Origin of the sequence: Sulfuricurvum sp. IAE1 (genome assembly GCF_004347735.1) — a bacterium.
GTDB lineage: Bacteria > Campylobacterota > Campylobacteria > Campylobacterales > Sulfurimonadaceae > Sulfuricurvum.
Genome location: NZ_SLTI01000060.1, coordinates 177,116 through 196,396 on the forward strand (window position 1 = coordinate 177,116; position 19,281 = coordinate 196,396).

Below are 19,281 nucleotides of genomic sequence, written 5' to 3' on the forward strand. Positions count from 1 at the left end.
TTAAAAAGTTGCCGTTATTATAGCGCCCGGGCCTATTTTTAGGCTGATGGATTATAATGCCCGTATGGATTACACCGAACTCTCCGGCAAATCGGTTTTATTGTTGGGAAAAACCCGTTCGCTGAGCGAAGAGGAATTCACCCGGCTGCTCAGGCTGCACGGGATAGAGTGGACACGTACGTTGGCATCGGAGGCAGCAATGGCCTTTGAGGGGAGGATGATGAACCCCTACGAGCAGGCAGAGTCGGCGCGGATCTACGCGGAGGGGAAAATAGCGCTTCATGCGCTCGAACCTCTCGAAGAGTGGCTGTGCCGTTCAATCGAACCCAACCGGCTGCTGATGAGCCTGAAGCTCTCGAGAGATCAGGAGCGGCTGGTCGATTTTTTAGCGAATCCCTACATCACCGACGAACTTTTTTTCAAGCTGCTCGGACTTTATGACTGGCAGAACGAAGGGTTTTTCGATAACGATCGAAACCGCGACGTGACCGCCGCGATCATCGGACGTTTTTACGCCGATCCGGAGAAAAATCACAACGTCCAGTACGCGATGAGCGGACTGGCGCATCTGATCGAGCGTTACGGAACGGATGAACTTATCGGCGCCGTTGCCGCGCTTTCGCCGATAGCCAAAGAACTCAATAGCCCCTCGGAGCGTTCGGTTGCCGGTATTTTGGACGCCATGGCGCTTCACCCTCAGACCCCTTTGGAGGTATTGCGAAAACTCCTCCCATCGCGTGCCGCATTGCTGGCCAGACGCGAGCCGTTGGTGCTGGAAGCGGAATTGATGGCGGGGGGGGAAGTCGATGAGCTGCTTTCGCAGAATCCCACCCTTTCGGCAGAGGGGAGGACAGTACTGATGGAACGTTTTCCCGCACTCATTGCACGCAATGCGGTGTTGTCGGGAGAGCTGTTTGAAAGGCTGCGCGAAGGGTTCGCGGCTGCGCTTGCGGCGAACCCTTCGCTGGACGACGCGATGCAAGACGCACTGGCGGCCGAGGGCGAGAATACGGTACTTCAGTCGCTTGCGGCGAACCCATCGCTCGCGCCCCGGCATGCTTCGGCGCTGATGGAGGCGGGAACGTATGGCGAGTATTTGGCGGCAAACCCTTCGTTGCCGGAGGGGCTTCTCGAAAAGCTCTACAGTTCGGACGATCCGAAGGTTCATGCCCGTCTTGCCGCCAATCCCGCAACGCCGATCGAACTTCTGTATCAGCTTTCTCTCGACCGGCGCTTCGAGAGGGCGGTCAAAACCAATCCCGCTTTCGGCAGACACATACAAACCCACAACATAGGATGGCACTGATGCGAACCCTTGATGCTTTGACGACGATGCGTTCTTTGATCGGGGCGAAAATCCCCGCTTTTTTATGGGGGGCGCCGGGAATCGGCAAATCGTCGATCATCAAACAGATTGCCAGAGAGAGGGGGGTGGAATGCATCGATCTGCGTCTTTCCCTGCTTGATCCGACCGACCTTAAGGGGATTCCCTTTTACGAACGTGATTCCCACAGTGCGATGTGGGCGCCGCCGTCGTTTCTACCCAGGGGAGGCGAGGGGATTTTGTTCCTGGATGAACTCAACTCGGCCGCCCCGGCGGTGCAGGCTTCGGCATACCAGCTGATTCTCGATCGTAAGGTGGGGGAATATACCCTCCCTGAGGGATGGGCCATTGTGGCTGCCGGAAACCGCGAAGGGGACCGCGGCGTTGTCTATCGCCTTCCCAGCCCGCTGGCGAACCGTTTCGTTCACGTCGAAATGGAAGTCAATGCAGCCGACTGGCGCGACTGGGCATTGGGAGAGGGGATCGACGCGCGGGTAACGGCTTACATCGCTTTTAAGAACGAGGCCCTTTTCGGATTCGACCCCTCGCGCAACGAACGAAGTTTCCCTACTCCCCGCAGCTGGGAGGCGGTCCATCGGATCTTGACCGCAAACCTTCCCCGTCCGCTGTGGCTTGATGCGATCGGGGGTGCGGTAGGGAACGATGCCGCCGTCGATTTTCTGGGATTTGTGCAGGTGATGGACGCCCTGCCCGATATCGACGCGATCATGGCGGGCGAAGCGGCGGAGGCTCCGCAGGAACTTTCGGCGTTGTATGCGCTCTCCTCGGCACTTGTTGGACGGGTTTTGGCATCCCCTTCGGACAAAGCCGTGTCGCATGTGCTGCAATATACATTGAGACTTAAAAACGAATTTGCCGTCCTCATCGTTCAGGATCTTCAACGCCACGGCGTGGCGATGGAGCATCTCGATGCTTTCGGGGAATGGGTTGAGGCGTACGCGTATCTGCTATGATCGATTTTTCACCCCTCAAAGCGCGATTGCTGCTTGAACACCCCTTTTTCGGGACGATCGCCGCCGGCATGGAGAGCGTTGTCAACGACAACATCGAAAGTTTCGCTTTTCGCGAAGGGCGCTTTGAATACCGCACCGGCTACGTCGAAGGATTAAACGACGCCCAGAAGCTCTTCGCGCTGAGCAACGCGGCGCTTCACGAAGCGCTTTCCCATACGCATCGGCGGGGGAACCGCAGTCCGTGGTTGTGGAATATGGCCTGTGATTACGCAATCAATGCGCTCCTGATCGACAACGGATTCGAAGCACCTCCGGCAGTGATGTATGATAAACGTTTCGGCAGCCTCAGTGCCGAAGAGATCTATGCGGAGCTCGTAACGGAATTTCTCGATCAGGAGCCAAACGACCGCGACGCGGACGAAGGGCGTGAAGGGGAGAGTGCCGATGAGAAACTTTCCCGAGCCCAACGGGAACGGCGGGTGAGTGAGGCGTTCGCCAAAAACGATCCGCTGAGCGATGCGGTGGTACGGTTTCTGGGAAAAGAGCGAAGCGGCCGGATCGACTGGCGCAGCGAATTGCGCGACGCCGTGGGCGGATATTATGTCAGCGATTTTACGCTTTTGCCTCCCAGCAAGAAACTCCTGTATGAAGGGATCTATCTGCCCGGTACCCACTCGCGGCATCTGGACATCGCGATTGCGATCGACAGTTCGGGATCGGTGGATGAGGATTTGCTTTCTGCGTTCATCGCCGAGGTCGAATCGATCCTCGAGCTGTTCGGCTCGTACAGCGTCGAGTTGCTCGTATGTGACGATTGCATCCGCTCCCATGCGCGGTTCGAAAACGGTGAAAACATCGATTACGTTTTGGCGGGGGGAGGCGGGACCGATTTTCGGCCCGTGTTCGAGCAGATCGAAGCGTGGCACGTTCAACCCCGAATGCTGCTCTATTTTACGGATCTGGACGGGACGTTTCCAGCGTATGAACCCCCTTACGAGACGTTGTGGATAGCACCTGCGGAAGCGGATGTCCCATTCGGGCGGGTGATCGTATTGAAAGGTTCTCATGACTGAAGCCGCTTTGAGTATTTTGGAACGTTCGAACCTCTTTATCACCGGGGGGGCGGGATCGGGGAAAACGACTCTCACCCGCGCGGTGATCGACGCGTATCAAAAGGAGGGGAAAAACGTCGCACGCTTAGCCTCTACGGGGATGGCGGCGACATTGATCGGGGGGCAGACGCTGCACAGTTTTTTCGATCTGGGGATTGCCAATTCCCAAGAAGAGCTTGAACGAAACGGCAAGCTCGAACCCGCCAAAAAAATCATCAAACTGATCCGTTCCATGCAGCTCATCGTTATTGACGAGATATCGATGGTGAGCGCACCGCTGCTCGATATGATCCGGCTTCGGCTGCTTCAGGCCGAGTTTGGCGGCCGCATCATCGTGGTCGGGGATTTTTTGCAGCTCCCCCCCGTGGCGAGGGGGAATGAACCGATTTACTTTGCGTTTGAATCTCCCTCCTGGGAGCGGATGGGATTTGAGACGCTTCATTTGGAGGGATCGTATCGTACCCATGAAGCGGAGTTTTTAGAGCTTTTGGAGAAAGTTCGCCATGCCCGTCTCGATGAAGCGGCATACGAGGCCCTCGAAGCGTTGGTTAAACCTCTGGTTGAAGATATGTCTACGATGACGCTGTTATTTGGAAAAAATATCAGCGCTCAGAATCATAACCGTTCCCAGCTAGAGCATTTGCATGGGGAGATGGTCGAGGTGGAGACTTACGTCACGATCCACGACAAAAAGATCCAGGACCGTGATGTGGAGCGGTTTATGATCGAAAGCCGCATCGAACCTGCTCTAAGCCTCAAAGTGGGAGCCCCGATCCTCTTTACCCGAAACGCATGGAACTACTACAACGGAGAGCGGGGGCGGATTACCTCGATCGAAGAGGATGTGATCTGGGTGAAAAAAGAGGGAGGGCAAAGCGTCAAAGTGGAGCGCGTCGATACCATCAAAACCCGCTGGGTCGAAAAAGCCAATACCCTCAGTGAAGAAAAACTGATTACTCTGAGTCAGTTTCCCCTGACACTGGCGTTTGCGATCACGATCCACAAATCGCAGGGGATGAGCCTGGCCGATTACGTTATCGAGACCAACGAGATTTTCACCCCTTCGCAGTTTTATGTCGCCCTCTCTCGCTCGGTATCGGCGCATCGCGTCACACTGATCCGTCCGAATCGGGGATGGGAGAAACTCTGTTTTGTCCACCCCAAAGCGAAGTGGTTTAGCGATTCGGTATAAAATTTAGTCTTGAATAAACTTTTTTTTGTTAATCGTGATGAAGTGCATAAACGCAACGTAGAGATAGGCAAATAGATTCCACCACCACCATTGAAACAGTGTTGCCCACTCTACATCGTAGTATCCCAGGATTTTGAAGATACAAAAATAGATGATAACCCAGAAGAGTCCTGCATGGAGCATCATCCAATAATTTAACCAATGAAGTTTCATTATTTGCCTTTGAAAATGAAGAGGGAATTATAGCTCAGTAAGATGGTTGATTTAGTTATTTTGCCCGTTAAACGCCGCACCGATAATGACACGATAGGAAAAGAAGGTGCTAAATACAGCCGAGAGGAGCGCGACGGCGACCATCATGTACATGACGGCGAGCTGATAGGAGATCGCCATCAGCGGATCCGCTCCCGCGAGGAGCATCCCCGTCGTAATTCCGGGGATGTGAATGATTCCGACCGTCTGGAGCATGTTGATCGTGGGGATCATAGAGGCTTTGACCGAAGCTTTGGAAGCAAAGGAGAGAGCCTCTTTAAGGGGTGTGCCGAGTGCCACCATCCCCTCGATGGTCTCTATCGTGTTTTTCACCTCGGCGCGGAACCGCTCGGTGCTTTGGGTATAGACGTTAAGGGCGTTGCCGATGATCATTCCTCCGATGGGAATCATTTCATGCGGAACCATGTGAATCACTCCGAACGCCATCATCGATAAAAAAACGATCCCCGAAGAGGCCCCGAGGGTAAAAAACGCTATTTTGAAACTCTCCTCTCCCAGCGGCGAGCGTTTTTTCGCCGTGTAGGCACCGAAGGTGACCATCCCCGTTAGAACGAAAAACAAAAGAGCGGGATGCTCCATTTTGAACAGATAGACGAGGGCGTATCCCAAAACTCCCAGCTGCACCATCGCCAGAATCGAGTTGGTGAGGATCGTTTTCTCCAGCCCGAATTGCTCACGCCGTGAATACCAGAGGGCAAAAATGATGAGAAGATACGAGGCTAAAAAAGAGTATTGCATAGAAAAAGGATAGTCGATTTTAGATTAAGAAGAGGCTTCCCCGAGAGGGGAAAAGGAGAACTTACAGGCTGTCCGCGTGTGAAGCGAGGTACTCGGCAACACCTTCGGTGCTGGCTTTCATACCGGTGTCCCCTTTGTTCCATCCCGCAGGGCATACTTCACCGTGCTCGTTGGTGAAGAGCATCGCGTCGATCATACGGAGCATCTCGTCGATGTTGCGTCCGAGCGGAAGGTCGTTGATGACGGCGTGGCGGATAGTCCCGTCTTTGTCGATCAGGAACGAACCGCGAAGGGCGACGGAATCGCCGAACAATACGTCGTAATCACGTGAAATCTGTTTGTTCAGGTCAGCGACGAGAGGGTAGCGAACCTGTCCGATACCGCCCTGGTTTACCGGCGTGTTTTTCCACGCGAAGTGGCTGAACTGCGAGTCGACGGAAACACCGATCACGTTGATGCCGCGAGCGGTAAACTCGTCCAGGCGGTGGTCGAACGCGATGATTTCAGACGGACAAACGAACGTAAAGTCCAATGGGTAGAAGAAAAGAACCGCACCTTTAGGTCCGAGGTTTTCGTAAAGGTTGAAGTTGTCGACGATCTGGTTGTTTCCCAGAACGGTAGTTGCGGTAAAATCGGGAGCTTTTTTGGTAACGAGCATGAAATTTCCTTTATGGTTTTTTTAAACGTGCAGAAATTGTAACACACGAACTTTAATGCAACTAAATTACCGTGAAGTAACTTGGCTTTCTAAAGGAAAATTTTTATTATTTAGAACGGAAGTTGCAATCTACCTTCCCCGTATTGGATATAATCGGTACATGATTACGTTTCGTACCTTATTTGGCATGATGAGCCGTTACAAACGCCCCCTGATTCTGGGGAACCTGATTGCACTCGCAGCGACCCTCGTATCGATACCTACCCCGTTGCTGATCCCGTTGCTGGTCGATGAGGTGCTGCTCGAAAAAGGGGGATGGATCACCGAAACGATCGACCGTTTCGGAACCCTCAAAGAGCCGCTTCTCTATATCGGGATCGTCCTGGCAGTTACGATTGGATTGCGCTTTTTGTTCTTTCTTCTCAGCGTCGCATCACAGAAGTTTTTCATCGCCCTCTCCCAGGAGATAAGCTTCGATATCCGCCGGCGCGCGCTCGAACACCTCAAACACGTCTCGATGAGCGCTTACGAACGTCTGGGCAGCGGGGCGGTCGTCACCAATCTCGTCACCGACATCGAAACCATCGAGCAGTTCATGGGGGGAGCCCTTTCAAAGCTGATCGTCTCGGTTGCGACACTGGTGGGGGTAGCGGTCGTCCTCATCTGGATCAATCCCCTTTTTGGAATCCTCATCCTCGTTTTTCAGCCCATGATCATGATTTTGACCCGTAAAATATCGGGCCGTGTCGGGAAACTCAAAAAAGAACAAAACCGTACTATCGGCGAACTTTCGGATACGCTCAGTCAAATGTGCGACCTTTTCGGACAGATCCGCTCCAGTAACAAAGAGGAGCGTTTCATTGCACGCGCAACCGAACAGGCCCGCCTCCTAAAAGAAAGCGCTACGGCGTACGGGATCAAGGCCCTGGCCGGAGAGCGCTACTCCTACACCCTGTTTCTGAGCGGGTTCGAGGTGTTCCGGGCGCTGGGACTCGTGATGGTGCTCCATTCGGACCTTTCCATCGGGATGATGTTCGGGGTGTTCGGTTACCTGTGGTTTATGATGACGCCGGTACAGGAGCTGCTGTCGCTGCAATACAGCTACGCCAACGCCAAAAACGCCCTTTCGCGGGTAAACGAACTGCTTGCTTTACCTTCCGAGCCCCGCTATCGGAACGTTCGGGACCCTTTCGGGGAGAAAGGGATAGCGATACGCACCGAAAAACTCGTATTCGGCTACGATCCTGACCGGCCCGTATTAAGGGGGGTGACACTCGACGTCGCACGTGGGGGACGGATCGCCGTCATCGGAGCGAGCGGCAGTGGGAAAAGTACCCTCGCGCAATTGCTGGTGGGGTTTTATCCCCCCACCGCCGGGGATATAGTGTATAATGGGCTGAGTGTCCGGGAAATCGGCTTCGAAAGGGTCCGCGCAAACGTTTTTGTCGTTTTACAGCAACCGCTGATGTTTAATGATACGCTTCGCTTCAACCTCACTATGGGTGACCCGATCGACGATGCGGCGATATGGAACGCGCTTCAAATCGCCCAGCTCGAGCCGTTCGTACGAACCCTTCCCCAGGGGCTCGAGACGCAGGTCGGAAAGTTCGGGATTCGACTCTCGGGCGGACAACGCCAGCGCCTCTCGATCGCACGGATGGTTCTCTCCGATCCCGGGGCCGTCATATTCGATGAATCGACGTCGGCGCTTGATGTTCACACCGAAAGCGCCCTTTTCGAAGCATTGGAAGAGTTCTTGAGAGGGCGTACGGTGATTATCATCGCCCATCGCCTGAGCACCATCACGCAGGCCGATTACATCTACGTCCTGGAAAACGGCGCCGTTCTCGAAGAGGGGACGCGTGAAGAGCTCGAAAATCTCGACGGCCGTTTCAAGCGGTTTGTCGATTCCCAGCAAGGATGAGGAAATTATGGAAAACCGCCTTTTTGTCCGTTTGATGCTGTTGAGTGCGATCGGGTTGTGTCTGTGGCTCTTTTGGCCTTTTTTGAAAAGTTTTTTTCTCGCCTTGCTGCTGGCGATGGTCGTTTACCCGCTGCACCGTCTTGTCGAACTCCGATTAGGTCGCTTTTCCAGACTCGAACCGGTTGCTTCCCCGATTGCTGCGGCCGTCGTTACGCTGGGATTGTCGCTGATCATGTTTGTGCCCATCGCACTGTTCGTTTACGAACTGTTCGATCACCCCGAGAGTTCGATCGCATCTTTGCGGGCGCTGGGAGACCGGGTCGACGCATTGCCGTGGATGCTTCCGCCGTTTCTGGCGTGGCTTCAGGAGCCTTTGTATTCGGTCATCGCACTGGGGAAAGTGCACAAAGACGAAATCGTAACCGCGCTCGCCTCATGGCTTGGGAGCGGGCTGACGACGTTTATCGCGATGCTCGCCGAAATGGCTATGATCGTGGTCTTTTTCTTTTTCCTGACATGGTACGGCCGCAGTATCGCCTTGTTTTTTCTGCCGATCATTCCGCTTGCCCGCGACGTCAAGAGGGAGTTTCTCTCGGACATGGTCACGACGACGGCGGTCGTGTTTTACACCTTCGGGGGGGTGATGCTCGCGCAGGGGGTCGCATTCGGAGTTTTGATCGCTTTTTTTGACGGGTACAACCCGTTTTTGCTGGGATTCATGACTGCCGTTTCGGCGATCATCCCGGTAGTCGGAACGGCCCTCGTATGGGTACCCGTCGCATTGAATGAATACTTTGAAGGGGAAATATTCAACGCGCTGGTCATCGCCGTCTACTCTTGGGCGGTGATGGCATTTTTCATCGACAACATCGTCAAACTGGTGATTTTGAACTTCGTGAACCGTGCGATGAGCGACGGGAAACGTAAAATGAACGAATTCGTCATTTTCTTCGCTATCGTCGGAGGATTGGCTACTTTCGGGTTCTGGGGATTTGTATTCGGACCGGCAATTGTCGCGTTTGCGATTACGACCCTCCGCATCGTCCGCAAAAGAGGCAGAGGAGGTTGCCGCTGATTAAGCCTCTTTGGAAGCGGTAAGGGTGCGAACTTCCTCGCGCAGGCGTGCGAGTTCATCCATGATCGAGGAGAGTTCCTCGGATGAGGGTTTGGAGTCGTTGAGCGAGGAGGATTGAAAAGTTGAGCGGATCGTTTCGCCCAGAGCGTCGAATTTGCTTTTGGCCTGTTCGATCAGTTCGTTTTCTTCCAGATTCAGCCCCTCTTCGATCTCGCGGATTTTTTCGGCGATTTCGTCCTGATGTTTCAGCAGATAATAGGCGGCAGCCCCCCCTATCGCCGCACCGAGGATAAAGCTCATCAGTGTGTGATCGTCATTCATGCGAAGATCCTTCGTTCGATTTTTTCTTGAATATCTGCGACATGGCACCGATAGCGAGCGTTCCGATCGTCACTTTTGCGATGGCGTTGGACGCTTTGAGGGCGAGCGACTGCGTTTCGGTATGGATATAGCTGATCAGGTCGCGCACCTCGTGCAGAGCCAGAAGCGATTTTTCGCTGATGGAACGGGTTTCGTCTTTGAGATGGGCGAGGAGTTCGCTGACGTCGTGCAGCGTGACGGCGGCTTTGGTCGAGATAAAGCTCAATTCGTTCTGCACATGGCCGATGAATTCGTTGAGACGACGGAAGGTTTTGAACGCCATAACGCCGATCACGACAATCACGGCCGTGATAAAGACCATGCACACCGCGATAATCCCGGTAAAAATGATCAATAACTCCTGCTCGTTCATTCCGATCCTTTGTGCGCTTGTCGGTTTATTATAGCGCGCTTTTGAAAAAATTTGCTACTATCGCAGTATCGATGATGCAAAAGGCCTGGTATGGAATTGACGATTACGGAATTGGCGGTCGCGTTTTCCCTGACCCTTTTGGCCGGTCTTTCGACGGGGATAGGGGCGGCGCTGGCTTTTTTTTCCCGCCGCGATAATACCGCTCTTCTCTCGGTCGGTATGGGATTTTCCGCAGGGGTGATGATCTACATCTCCTTCGCCGAAATCCTGGTCAAATCCAAAGCCGCTTTCGTTCCGGAATTCGGGGAGATCGGTGCCGAAGCCTCGATGCTGGGGTGCTTTTTTGCGGGCTTTGCGGTAGCGTTTGCGATCGACCGTCTTATCCCAGAAGACATCAACCCCCACGAACTGAAGAGCGATGCCGAACTCTCGGGGCTCAAATCGGAGCATATCGCGCACAGGCGTTTGCATACCCTGCGCCGTACGGGGATGTTCACCGCCGCGGCGATCGCGATCCACAATTTTCCCGAAGGGTTCGCGACCTTTGTATCCGCTCTTGATTCCCTGACTATGGGGATCGGTATCGCGCTGGCGGTTGCGATCCATAACATCCCCGAAGGGATGGCGGTATCGCTGCCGATTTACCATGCGACGGGAGAACGGAAAAAAGCGTTCGGTTATGCGTTGCTTTCAGGGCTTGCCGAGCCGTTGGGGGCGGCATTTGGATTTTTTCTGCTGATGCCGCTTATGGGGGAGCTGACGCTTGGAATCACATTTGGCCTGGTGGCGGGGATCATGATTTACATCTGCCTTGACGAACTCCTCCCCTCCGCACGCATTTACGGCAATGCCCACACGACGATGGGGGGAATCGTGGCCGGAATGGGGGTGATGGCGTCGAGCCTGCTGCTTTTTAAAATCGTCTGAAAAATGCCAGGGTGTCGCAGATCGCCTTAGCGTCTTTTCCCAAAAAACGGTACAGCGGGCGTATGAGGAGATACGTTATCCGGTACCGTCTGGCTTCTTCGGTCAGGTTGTCCCACAGATCCGGGCGGAGTGCACGATGGTACGCATCCAGCCCCGTTTCGACGAGATCGGGAGAACGAAGTTTTCGAAACAGGGTATGGGCGTACAAAAATCCGTCGCGCACGATTGCTTCGTCGAGGCTTAGCGTGTTTTCGAGATTTTCCTCGAAGTCCATAAAATAGATGCTACCCTCTTTGTAGGCGATGTCCCGGAGTGCGGGGCGGGAATGGAAAAAGCCGCGGTTGTGCAGATCGGCCAGCGCATGGGAAAGCTGGACGATAAGAATCTTTTTTTCTTCCATTTTCATCGCTGAACTCCCCAGCAGGATGCTCAGCGGGATTCCGGCATCTTCGAGGACGAGATATTCGGGAGTTTGGAGGACGATCCAGGGGACACGGATGCCGTTGTCTCTCAGCTGCCGAAGGCGTTTCGCTTCATAGGCCAAAGAGGCTTTGGGATCGGTGACGACGGTCGGGCGGAAAAAATTGTTGTTCACCGCTTTGGAGAGGATCAACATCAATTTGTGCCAGATGTTCGCTTCCCCCGCTTCGGGTTGTTTCACCCAGTATTTTTCACCGTTCTCGATGAAGCTGAAGGTTCGACTGCCGGGGTTTTGCGAGATCAGTTCGGCGACTCGTACCGAGAGTGGCGACGGCTCCATTTATTTCCCCTTTTAATGATAATTATCATTATAACATAAACCCTTTTGGGCCGGTTGTTCCTTTTGATGCTCTTTTAAGTATCTAAAACATATACTTTTGATATTAAGAGTATATGGAAGGCATATTTATGATCATTACCTTATCGCATCAAAAGGGTGGGGTTGGAAAATCGACCGTCGCCTGGAACCTGGCTGTCGGCTTTTCAAAAATCATGCCGACACGGATCGTTGATCTCGATACCCAGCGCTCGCTGACCGTAACCAATGCCCTGCGTCGTGAGCAGGGGATGGAGCCGATAGAGATGCTCCATTTCGGAAGCGCCGAAGAGTTGGCCGAATACGCCGCCGGGGATACGGACGATGTTGTCACGATCATCGATTCGGGCGGATTCGACAGTGCCTTCAACCGCGTCGCGATCATCGCCTCCGATCTGCTGCTTACTCCCGTCAGCGACAAGCCGTTCGATCTCATGGGGTTGCAAAAATACGAAGAGATACTTAAAAGCCTTTCGGAAATTCAGGGCGAGACGATCAAAACGCGCGTCGTTTTCAACAACATCAACCCTTCGATGAAACGGTTCGGGGAACTGATCGATTTCATCTGCATGTCCGATCATTTCGAGCTGTTGGTGTCGGTATTGCGCCAGCGGGTCGATTTTGCCCACTCGGTGGGAGAGGGGAAAAGCATCAAAGAGTACCGGATTTTCAGCCGCGCCGATCAGGAAATGGACGAGCTGTTCGAAGAGGTCAGAACGCTTTTAAATATTCAATAGGTATTTAATTAATATTTAAAACATATATAAAGGATATAAAATGGCAAAGAAAAACTTTCTGCAAAACATTGAAAAAGTAAAAAGTTCCGCCGCCATGAGCGAACGCAAAGAAGGCTCGTCCGAGAAAGGGAAAAAGAAAAAACTGATTACGATCCCGATCGAATGGGAAAAGAAAATCCGCGATTACCACGGCGGCACGGTCAGCGCTTATATCCTGATCGCTTTGCAGGAGCGGATGCAGCGCGACGGCCTGCTGTAAGGGGCGAATAATGCGAAAAGGTCTTCTTCCAGATCTGTGGAGAGAGCGGCATTAAAACGCTTTTCCAGCGAATGCAACTCTTTAAACGGGTCGAGTAGAAAACGTATTTCTGTTATAGGGAAAATGTAAGTTTGGATTTTATCGGTTGGTTGAAAATTTCAGGAAGTTTTTTTGAAGGGTGGTGGCCAATCTCGGAATCGAACCAAGGACACAATGATTTTCAGTCATTTGCTCTACCGACTGAGCTAATTGGCCACATTTGTGAGGCCGAAATTATAGCCCTGTTAGCTTAAAAACAAGCTTAAAGGGAAAATCGGCTTATTTCAGCGCGTTGACGTACTCCTTGAAGAGGTTGCCGCGTTCGGCGTAGGAGCTGAACTGATCCAGGCTTGCGGCGGCGGGTGAGAGCATCGCGATGCTGTTTGCGTCAAGGGTCTGGGCGATACGTTCGACCGCGACGTCGAGCGTGCCGCACAGAATGCAGGGGATCGCGTAGCGCTCGCACAGTAGGGCCAGCCGCTCGGCATTGGAGCCGATAGCGTAGATGCGGACATCGTAGCGTTTGAGAGGGGCGAAAAGCTCTTCGAGCTCGACCCCCTTGTCGTCGCCGCCGAGGATCAGGTGGATCGTATCGTCTTTGTAGGTGCGCAGCGCGGCGAGGGTAGCGTCGATATTGGTCGCTTTGGAATCGTTGATCCACAGCCGCCCCAGCGCATCACGGAACTCCTCCTGGCGGTGGGGATCGAGGACAAAAGCGTTGATCTTATCGTAGTCGACGCGGTCGAAAAGGATCTTGTCGATCCCCATCGCGATCAGCGCGTCCATCAAAAACGCCCCTTTAAACTTGATTTTAGACGCATCGATACCGAAATACGCCGCAAGGTCCTCTTCGGTTTCGTAAGGGATAACGAAAGCGTTGGTGGGGGTGTCGGCGTAGATTTTTGGAAGGATCACCGCTTCCCCTTCTTTCATCATGGAGAGGGGCTTGAGTTTTGCGGCGACGTACTCTTCCATACTGCCGTGCCAGCTGACGTGGTCGGGAGTGATGGGGAGAAGGGCGTAGACGTTGGGGCGTGCCGTATTGGTATAGTGCATCGTAAACGAGCTTGTCTCCAGAATCCAGATAGGGGCTTCTGGGGACATGTCGGCCAGCGGCGTGCCGATGTTTCCGCCGCTGATCGCGCCGCGGTCGGCAAGGAGGTGTTCGACCATCTGGGTGGTGGTCGTTTTGCCGTTGGTGCCGCTGATCCAGATGCTAAAAGGGGTTTGCGGGGCAAAAAAATCGTATTCGCTGATAAGGTGGGTCGCATTTTGAATCAGCGGATGGTGGGGGGGGATCCCCGGGGAGGTGATCTCATGGGTAAACTGCACACTGTCGAATTCGCTGACCGGCTGGACGAGATTGCCTTCCTCGTCGGTGTAGGCTTCGACGGCCTTGTCGTCGAAAAAGGTGCAGGGGCCGAGTTTTTTGGCGATGGCACGGGTCGTTTTCCCGTACCCGAAGCAGGCGATCTTGAGATTATTCATAGCAATTCTTTTAGCGGATTTTGAGGGTGATGAGGGCGAGGATGTTCGACAGCAGCGAAATAATCCAGAACCGGACGATGATTTTGTTTTCGGCCCATTGTTTCATCTCGAAATGGTGATGGATGGGGGCCATCAGAAAAACCCGCTTTTTACGGAGTTTGTAGCTCCCTACCTGCAAAATGACCGATACGGTTTCGATGACGAAAATGAGGCCGATGAGGATGAGGAGAACTTCGCTTTTCCCGATGATCGCCATGTAGGCGATGAACGCACCCAGCGTGAGCGAACCGCTGTCCCCCATGAAAACCTGCGCCGGATGGCAGTTGAACCACAAAAAGCCCAGGAGCGATCCCATCAGTGCCGCCGAGATAATGACCACTTCACCCGCCGGGATTTTGGGCATCAGGAGGTAGTGGGCGAGTGCGGCGTTACCGACGATGTAGACGATGACGCTGAGCGAAAGAAGGGCGAAAATGGAGGGGACGGTGGCCAGGCCGTCGAGGCCGTCGGTGAGGTTGACGGCGTTGGAGGTGGCGATGATGACGAGAACCCAGAACGCGATGCTGAACCATCCCATGTCAAAGAGGCTTGATTTGATGAACGGGAGATAAAACCCGGTGTCGAGCTTGGCGTAGTAGATCAAGAACGCGCCGATGGCCACACCGAAGATGAGCTGGAGGGCCATTTTGGCCCGTGCGGTGAGTCCGGCAAGGTTGTGCCCGCCGCGAATTTTGCCCCAGTCGTCGGTAAAGCCGATGTAGGCATAGAAGACGAGCGTCAGGATCGCACCGACCGCAAAAGGGTTGAGGAGGTTGACCGTCAGCAGCGACGCGATAATCGTGGAGGCGACGAAAACGATTCCTCCCATCGTCGGGGTTTTGGCTTTTCCCTGGTGGGCGCTGACGTATTCGTTGATGGGCTGGACACGACTGGAGCGCTGTGCCCATGCGATGAACCGCGGCATGAGAAAGAGGGTCAGGAACAGTCCGATGAAAAACGCGACGCCCGCACGGACGGTGATGTACTGGAAGAGGTTGATGCCGAGGATCTGATGAAACCAATATAACATTAAATTAACTCTTTTCTTTCTGATAAGATTTCAAAAGCAATGCAAAAGTGACATTTTAATATAATCCGCACAAAGTTTGATTAATCAAGGAGCCAACTTGAGCAAAAAAACCGTTTTGGTCATCACCGACGGGATCGGTTATTCGCCCAAACGCGACTACAACGCGTTTCATGCGGCCCGAAAACCGACGTATACGCGGCTGTTTGACGAAGTTCCCCACTCGCTGATCGATACGTTCGGTCTCAGCGTCGGGCTTCCCGAAGGGCAGATGGGCAACTCCGAAGTGGGGCACATGAGCATCGGGAGCGGACGGGTACTGTATCAGGACCTCGTCAAAATATCACTGGCACTTCAGGAAGAGAGCTTTGCCAAAAATCCCGTTTTTACGGGATTGCTTAAAACGAGCAAACGGCTCCATCTGATCGGCCTGATGAGCGACGGGGGGGTCCACTCGCACATCGACCATATCATGGGTGTTGCCGAGATCGCGGCCGAAGCGGGTAAAGAGGTGTGGCTGCACCTGATCACCGACGGCCGCGACGTCGCCCCGACGTCGGCCAAGCTCTTTTTGCATCACGTCACGGCGCACGCCTACAACAACATCCGCATTGCGACGCTGGGAGGGCGCTTTTACGCCATGGACCGAGACAACCGCTGGGAACGGGTCGAAAAAGGGTACGATGCGATCGTCCGCGCCCATCCCCTGAGCGAACAGAGCGCTTTTGACTACATCGAAAACGCCTACGCCGCGGGCGAGACCGACGAATTCATCACGCCTACGGCGTTTGACGGCTACGACGGATTCAAAAACGGCGATGCCGTGCTGATGCTCAATTTCCGCAGCGACCGGATGCGCGAACTGACCGCCGCTATCGGCGATCCCGCGTTTAGCGGTTTCGCGAGGGAGTTCGTACCGACGCATCTGGCGACGATGACGCAGTACGACAAAAACTTTCCCTACCCCGTCCTTTTCCCGAAAGAGGCTCCCGCGAACGTTCTTTCCGAAGTGATTGCCAAAGCGGGGCTGCGTCAGCTACACACAGCCGAAACCGAAAAATACGCCCACGTCACGTTTTTCTTCAACGGCGGGGTCGAGGAGCCTTTCGAAAACGAAACGCGGGTGCTGATCCCCAGTCCTCAGGTCAAAACCTACGACATGAAGCCTGAAATGTCGGCTCCCGAGGTAGGCGACGTGGTGGTAAAGGCGATGGACGAGGGATATGATTTCGTCGTCGTCAATTTCGCCAACGGCGACATGGTCGGCCATACGGGGAACTTCGAAGCGGCGATCAAAGGGGTCGAAGCGGTCGATGAGCAGCTCGGACGGATTGTCGAGGCCGCCAAGCGTAACGGCTATGCGATGGTGCTCACCTCCGACCACGGCAACTGCGAAGAGATGCGTGACGATGCGGGGAACATGCTGACCAACCATACGGTCGGTAAAGTGTGGTGTTTCGTAATGGCCGAAGGGGTGCATGAAGTACATCCCGGGGCCTTGAACAATGTCGCACCGACCGTATTGAAACTGATGGGGCTTGAGATTCCATCAGAGATGGATACACCACTTATATAAAGGATAACGATGAAATTCACGGGAAAAAATGTATTGGTAACGGGTTCGAGCCGGGGAATCGGCGCGGAAGTGGCAAAAACGCTGGCGGGATACGGCCTGAAAGTATGGATCAACTACCGCAGCGGCGCCGCAGCGGCCGATGAGGTAAAAGCGCAGATCGAAGCCGCCGGCGGACAAGCCGCGGTAATCGGCTTCGACGTTGCCGACGAAGCGGCGTTTGTCGACGCAATCCAGACGATTATCGACGCCGACGGCGAGCTCTCCTATCTGGTCAACAATGCCGGGATTACGAAAGACGGGCTGGCGCTTCGGATGAAAAGCGACGATTTCATGGCGGTGATCAACGCCAATCTCCTTTCGGCTTTCGTCGGATGCCGCGAGTCTTTCAAGGCGATGCGGAAGAAAAAATTCGGCGCGGTCGTCAACATCGCGTCCATCGTCGGAGAAACCGGCAATGCGGGGCAGACGAACTATGCCGCGTCCAAAGGGGGTGTCATCGCGATGACGAAAAGTTTCGCGCAGGAAGCCGCGTCCAGCGGGATCCGCTACAATACCGTCACGCCGGGGTTCATCGCGACCGACATGACCGACGTCCTCAGCGACGACATCAAGGCGTCGTTCACCTCCAAAATCCCGATGGGGCGTTTCGGGGAGGCCAGAGAAGTGGCCGAAGCGACGGCGTTTTTGCTCAGCGACCACGCCGGCTACATCACCGGCGAAACCCTCAAGGTCAACGGCGGGATGCACATGTAAGGGGGGATTTCCCCTCTTAAGTTAAATATGCTATAATTATGCGATTTTATTCATTAGAACAGGAGCTATTATGGCACTTTTGGACGATATTAAAGAAGTAGTGGTTGAGCAACTGAGCGTTAACCCGGACGAAGTAAAAGAGGATTCTAAATTCGTTGAAGACCTCGGCGCGGACAGCCTCGACGTTGTAGAATTGGTAATGGCTCTTGAAGAGAAATTCGATATCGAAATTCCTGACGACGAAGCGGAAAAAATCCAAACTGTTCAAGATGTAATCAACTACATCGAAAGCAAAAACTAAAAACTTTATCGAGGCGTACGCCTTGATAAGCACCCACCATAAATTCATGGTCTAAGAGATTGGCTCAACGGAGCTAAAGTTTCAGACCATCCACCATCAGGAGAGAATGTGAGAAGAGTAGTAGTAACCGGATTGGGAATGATCAACGCGCTTGGTCATGACAAAGAGAGCTCCTTTAAAGCGATTTGCAACGGCGAATGCGGCATCGATATGATTACCCTTTTTGACGCTTCGAATCAAGGAGCCCAGATTGCCGGTGAAGTCAAAGGCTTCGACCCCGAAACCGTGATGGACCCCAAAGAGGTTAAAAAAGCGGACCGTTTTATCCAGCTCGGGATCAAAGCGGCGCAAGAAGCGATGGCCGATGCCGATTTTCCCGAAGGGTTTGACAAAGAGCGGTTCGGGATCGATGCCGCGTCCGGGATCGGAGGACTTCCCTCCATAGAGAAAAACTCGATCATCCTTGAAACCAAGGGTCCCCGCCGTATCTCTCCGTTTTTCATCCCCGGTGCATTGGTGAACATGCTCGGCGGTTTCGTGACGATCGAACACGGCCTGCAAGGACCGAACCTCTCAGCCGTAACGGCATGTGCGGCAGGAACACACGCGATCAGCGAGGCGGCCAAAACAATTATGATCGGCGGTGCGGATCAGATGCTGGTCGTCGCGGCCGAATCGGCGATTACCGGCGTCGGAATCGGCGGGTTTGCGTCGATGAAAGCCCTCAGCACCCGAAACGACGACCCCAAAACTGCATCACGTCCTTTCGATGCGGAGCGTGACGGTTTTGTCATGGGTGAAGGGGCGGCGGCTCTCGTACTGGAAGAGTATGAAAGTGCCGTAGCCCGCGGTGCGCGTATTTACGCCGAAGTGATCGGATTCGGTGAAAGCGGTGATGCCAACCATATCACGACACCGAGCCTCGAAGGGCCTTTGAGAGCGATGAAAGCGGCACTCAAGATGGCGGGCAATCCGAAAGTCGATTACGTTAATGCGCACGGTACCAGCACACCGACCAACGACAAAAACGAAACGGCGGCATTGAAAATCGCTTTCGGCGGAAAAGAGAACTGCCCGCCGGTGAGTTCAACCAAAGGCCAGACCGGGCACTGCCTCGGCGCGGCGGGAGGCATCGAAGCGGTCATCAGCATCATGGCAATGCGTGATGGGATCATTCCTCCGACGATCAACTACGTCAATCCTGACGAAAACTGCGATCTGGACATCGTCCCCAACGCGGCGCGCAAGGCGGACCTTAACATTGTCATGAGCAACTCATTCGGATTTGGCGGTACCAACGGGGTCGTCATTTTCAAAAAAATATAAGAGGGCAAGC

21 protein-coding genes and 1 tRNA gene are annotated in these 19,281 nt (G+C 53.9%); 13 read left to right on the forward strand and 9 right to left on the reverse strand.

Annotated features, from left to right (window positions below; translation table 11 throughout):
* Nucleotides 1–64: 64 nt before the first annotated feature.
* Genes E0765_RS09525 through E0765_RS09540 form a run of 4 tightly spaced genes read left to right on the forward strand, consistent with a single transcriptional unit; the run spans nt 65 to nt 4,602 of the window.
* On the forward strand, nt 65–1,306 hold the full coding sequence (locus E0765_RS09525; RefSeq protein WP_132812993.1) for a hypothetical protein: 1,242 nt from the start codon (nt 65–67) through the stop codon (nt 1,304–1,306).
* On the forward strand, nt 1,306–2,298 hold the full coding sequence (locus E0765_RS09530) for an AAA family ATPase (protein ID WP_132813256.1): 993 nt from the start codon (nt 1,306–1,308) through the stop codon (nt 2,296–2,298). Before E0765_RS09525 ends, E0765_RS09530 begins: the two co-directional genes overlap by 1 nt.
* Nucleotides 2,295–3,371: a VWA-like domain-containing protein gene (locus E0765_RS09535; protein WP_132812994.1), complete on the forward strand. Its 1,077-nt coding sequence runs from the start codon at nt 2,295–2,297 to the stop codon at nt 3,369–3,371. Before E0765_RS09530 ends, E0765_RS09535 begins: the two co-directional genes overlap by 4 nt.
* A complete protein-coding gene (locus tag E0765_RS09540; RefSeq protein ID WP_132812995.1) occupies nt 3,364–4,602 on the forward strand; it encodes an ATP-dependent RecD-like DNA helicase in 1,239 nt (412 codons plus the stop codon). The genes E0765_RS09535 and E0765_RS09540 overlap by 8 nt, the downstream gene beginning before the upstream one ends.
* A 3-nt stretch (nt 4,603–4,605) precedes the next feature.
* Here E0765_RS09540 and E0765_RS09545 read toward each other — a convergent pair whose 3' ends face one another.
* The 3 genes from E0765_RS09545 to E0765_RS09555 form a co-directional block, all read right to left on the reverse strand.
* Nucleotides 4,606–4,788 carry a hypothetical protein gene (locus tag E0765_RS09545; RefSeq protein WP_132812996.1) on the reverse strand — a complete coding sequence of 61 codons (183 nt, stop codon included), beginning with the start codon at nt 4,786–4,788 and terminating at the stop codon, nt 4,606–4,608.
* A 78-nt stretch (nt 4,789–4,866) separates the two neighbouring features.
* Nucleotides 4,867–5,613, reverse strand: a complete 747-nt coding sequence (fetB, locus tag E0765_RS09550) for an iron export ABC transporter permease subunit FetB (RefSeq protein ID WP_132812997.1) — start codon at nt 5,611–5,613, stop codon at nt 4,867–4,869.
* A 61-nt stretch (nt 5,614–5,674) separates the two neighbouring features.
* Nucleotides 5,675–6,271, reverse strand: a complete 597-nt coding sequence (locus tag E0765_RS09555; protein WP_132812998.1) for a peroxiredoxin — start codon at nt 6,269–6,271, stop codon at nt 5,675–5,677.
* Between the two features lie 160 nt (nt 6,272–6,431).
* Between E0765_RS09555 and E0765_RS09560 the strand changes: the two genes are divergently transcribed.
* Nucleotides 6,432–8,195 (forward strand): ABC transporter ATP-binding protein, encoded by a 1,764-nt coding sequence (locus E0765_RS09560; protein WP_132812999.1) that lies wholly within the window; start codon nt 6,432–6,434, stop codon nt 8,193–8,195.
* 7 nt (nt 8,196–8,202) lie between these two features.
* A complete protein-coding gene (locus E0765_RS09565) occupies nt 8,203–9,270 on the forward strand; it encodes an AI-2E family transporter (RefSeq protein ID WP_132813000.1) in 1,068 nt (355 codons plus the stop codon).
* Here the strand turns inward: E0765_RS09565 and E0765_RS09570 are convergent, their stop codons facing one another.
* Together E0765_RS09570 and E0765_RS09575 are read right to left on the reverse strand one after the other, a co-directional pair.
* Complete coding sequence (locus tag E0765_RS09570) at nt 9,271–9,591, reverse strand: hypothetical protein (protein WP_132813001.1); 321 nt, start codon at nt 9,589–9,591, stop codon at nt 9,271–9,273.
* Nucleotides 9,584–10,003 carry a hypothetical protein gene (locus E0765_RS09575; RefSeq protein WP_132813002.1) on the reverse strand — a complete coding sequence of 140 codons (420 nt, stop codon included), beginning with the start codon at nt 10,001–10,003 and terminating at the stop codon, nt 9,584–9,586. Before E0765_RS09575 ends, E0765_RS09570 begins: the two co-directional genes overlap by 8 nt.
* Nucleotides 10,004–10,093: 90 nt before the next feature.
* Between E0765_RS09575 and zupT the strand changes: the two genes are divergently transcribed.
* A complete protein-coding gene (gene zupT / locus E0765_RS09580; RefSeq protein WP_132813003.1) occupies nt 10,094–10,930 on the forward strand; it encodes a zinc transporter ZupT in 837 nt (278 codons plus the stop codon).
* On the opposite strand, the gene E0765_RS09585 is transcribed toward zupT, so the two are convergent.
* Entirely contained in the window at nt 10,917–11,690 is a 774-nt protein-coding gene (locus E0765_RS09585; RefSeq protein WP_132813004.1) for a hypothetical protein, read from the reverse strand. The genes zupT and E0765_RS09585 overlap by 14 nt on opposite strands.
* Nucleotides 11,691–11,818: 128 nt before the next feature.
* Between E0765_RS09585 and E0765_RS09590 the strand changes: the two genes are divergently transcribed.
* Together E0765_RS09590 and E0765_RS09595 are read left to right on the forward strand one after the other, a co-directional pair.
* Nucleotides 11,819–12,463: a ParA family protein gene (locus tag E0765_RS09590; RefSeq protein ID WP_165921737.1), complete on the forward strand. Its 645-nt coding sequence runs from the start codon at nt 11,819–11,821 to the stop codon at nt 12,461–12,463.
* Nucleotides 12,464–12,503: 40 nt separating this feature from the next.
* The gene (locus E0765_RS09595; RefSeq protein WP_132813006.1) at nt 12,504–12,722 is read left to right on the forward strand and encodes a hypothetical protein; all 219 of its coding nucleotides are present in this window, start codon (nt 12,504–12,506) and stop codon (nt 12,720–12,722) included.
* Between the two features lie 179 nt (nt 12,723–12,901).
* Here the strand turns inward: E0765_RS09595 and E0765_RS09600 are convergent.
* The 3 genes from E0765_RS09600 to mraY form a co-directional block, all read right to left on the reverse strand.
* Nucleotides 12,902–12,977, reverse strand: a tRNA-Phe gene (locus E0765_RS09600).
* A 63-nt stretch (nt 12,978–13,040) separates the two neighbouring features.
* Entirely contained in the window at nt 13,041–14,249 is a 1,209-nt protein-coding gene (gene murD / locus E0765_RS09605) for a UDP-N-acetylmuramoyl-L-alanine--D-glutamate ligase (protein WP_132813007.1), read from the reverse strand.
* A gap of 10 nt (nt 14,250–14,259) precedes the next feature.
* Nucleotides 14,260–15,318, reverse strand: coding sequence for a phospho-N-acetylmuramoyl-pentapeptide-transferase (mraY, locus tag E0765_RS09610; protein WP_132813008.1), 1,059 nt, complete (start codon nt 15,316–15,318; stop codon nt 14,260–14,262).
* A gap of 97 nt (nt 15,319–15,415) precedes the next feature.
* Between mraY and gpmI the strand changes: the two genes are divergently transcribed.
* The 4 genes from gpmI (at nt 15,416) to E0765_RS09630 (ending at nt 19,271) form a co-directional block, all read left to right on the forward strand.
* On the forward strand, nt 15,416–16,891 hold the full coding sequence (gene gpmI / locus E0765_RS09615; protein WP_132813009.1) for a 2,3-bisphosphoglycerate-independent phosphoglycerate mutase: 1,476 nt from the start codon (nt 15,416–15,418) through the stop codon (nt 16,889–16,891).
* A 9-nt stretch (nt 16,892–16,900) separates the two neighbouring features.
* Nucleotides 16,901–17,644, forward strand: a complete 744-nt coding sequence (fabG, locus tag E0765_RS09620; protein ID WP_132813010.1) for a 3-oxoacyl-ACP reductase FabG — start codon at nt 16,901–16,903, stop codon at nt 17,642–17,644.
* A gap of 70 nt (nt 17,645–17,714) precedes the next feature.
* Entirely contained in the window at nt 17,715–17,945 is a 231-nt protein-coding gene (acpP, locus tag E0765_RS09625; protein WP_037946706.1) for an acyl carrier protein, read from the forward strand.
* Nucleotides 17,946–18,053: 108 nt separating this feature from the next.
* A complete protein-coding gene (locus tag E0765_RS09630) occupies nt 18,054–19,271 on the forward strand; it encodes a beta-ketoacyl-ACP synthase II (RefSeq protein WP_132813011.1) in 1,218 nt (405 codons plus the stop codon).
* The last annotated feature ends 10 nt before the right edge of the window (nt 19,272–19,281 follow it).

What these genes read in the sequence shown, in the direction of transcription:
- E0765_RS09525 (WP_132812993.1), top strand. Translation starts at nt 65, where the DNA reads ATGGATTACACCGAACTCTCCGGCAAATCGGTTTTATTGTTGGGAAAA.
- acpP (WP_037946706.1), top strand. Translation starts at nt 17,715, where the DNA reads ATGGCACTTTTGGACGATATTAAAGAAGTAGTGGTTGAGCAACTGAGC.
- E0765_RS09570 (WP_132813001.1), bottom strand. Translation starts at nt 9,591, where the DNA reads ATGAATGACGATCACACACTGATGAGCTTTATCCTCGGTGCGGCGATA.
- E0765_RS09585 (WP_132813004.1), bottom strand. Translation starts at nt 11,690, where the DNA reads ATGGAGCCGTCGCCACTCTCGGTACGAGTCGCCGAACTGATCTCGCAA.
- E0765_RS09565 (WP_132813000.1), top strand. Translation starts at nt 8,203, where the DNA reads ATGGAAAACCGCCTTTTTGTCCGTTTGATGCTGTTGAGTGCGATCGGG.
- mraY (WP_132813008.1), bottom strand. Translation starts at nt 15,318, where the DNA reads ATGTTATATTGGTTTCATCAGATCCTCGGCATCAACCTCTTCCAGTAC.
- E0765_RS09595 (WP_132813006.1), top strand. Translation starts at nt 12,504, where the DNA reads ATGGCAAAGAAAAACTTTCTGCAAAACATTGAAAAAGTAAAAAGTTCC.
- E0765_RS09535 (WP_132812994.1), top strand. Translation starts at nt 2,295, where the DNA reads ATGATCGATTTTTCACCCCTCAAAGCGCGATTGCTGCTTGAACACCCC.
- E0765_RS09590 (WP_165921737.1), top strand. Translation starts at nt 11,819, where the DNA reads ATGATCATTACCTTATCGCATCAAAAGGGTGGGGTTGGAAAATCGACC.
- fetB (WP_132812997.1), bottom strand. Translation starts at nt 5,613, where the DNA reads ATGCAATACTCTTTTTTAGCCTCGTATCTTCTCATCATTTTTGCCCTC.
- E0765_RS09560 (WP_132812999.1), top strand. Translation starts at nt 6,432, where the DNA reads ATGATTACGTTTCGTACCTTATTTGGCATGATGAGCCGTTACAAACGC.
- E0765_RS09545 (WP_132812996.1), bottom strand. Translation starts at nt 4,788, where the DNA reads ATGATGCTCCATGCAGGACTCTTCTGGGTTATCATCTATTTTTGTATC.
- E0765_RS09540 (WP_132812995.1), top strand. Translation starts at nt 3,364, where the DNA reads ATGACTGAAGCCGCTTTGAGTATTTTGGAACGTTCGAACCTCTTTATC.
- murD (WP_132813007.1), bottom strand. Translation starts at nt 14,249, where the DNA reads ATGAATAATCTCAAGATCGCCTGCTTCGGGTACGGGAAAACGACCCGT.
- E0765_RS09555 (WP_132812998.1), bottom strand. Translation starts at nt 6,271, where the DNA reads ATGCTCGTTACCAAAAAAGCTCCCGATTTTACCGCAACTACCGTTCTG.
- fabG (WP_132813010.1), top strand. Translation starts at nt 16,901, where the DNA reads ATGAAATTCACGGGAAAAAATGTATTGGTAACGGGTTCGAGCCGGGGA.
- E0765_RS09575 (WP_132813002.1), bottom strand. Translation starts at nt 10,003, where the DNA reads ATGAACGAGCAGGAGTTATTGATCATTTTTACCGGGATTATCGCGGTG.
- zupT (WP_132813003.1), top strand. Translation starts at nt 10,094, where the DNA reads ATGGAATTGACGATTACGGAATTGGCGGTCGCGTTTTCCCTGACCCTT.
- E0765_RS09530 (WP_132813256.1), top strand. Translation starts at nt 1,306, where the DNA reads ATGCGAACCCTTGATGCTTTGACGACGATGCGTTCTTTGATCGGGGCG.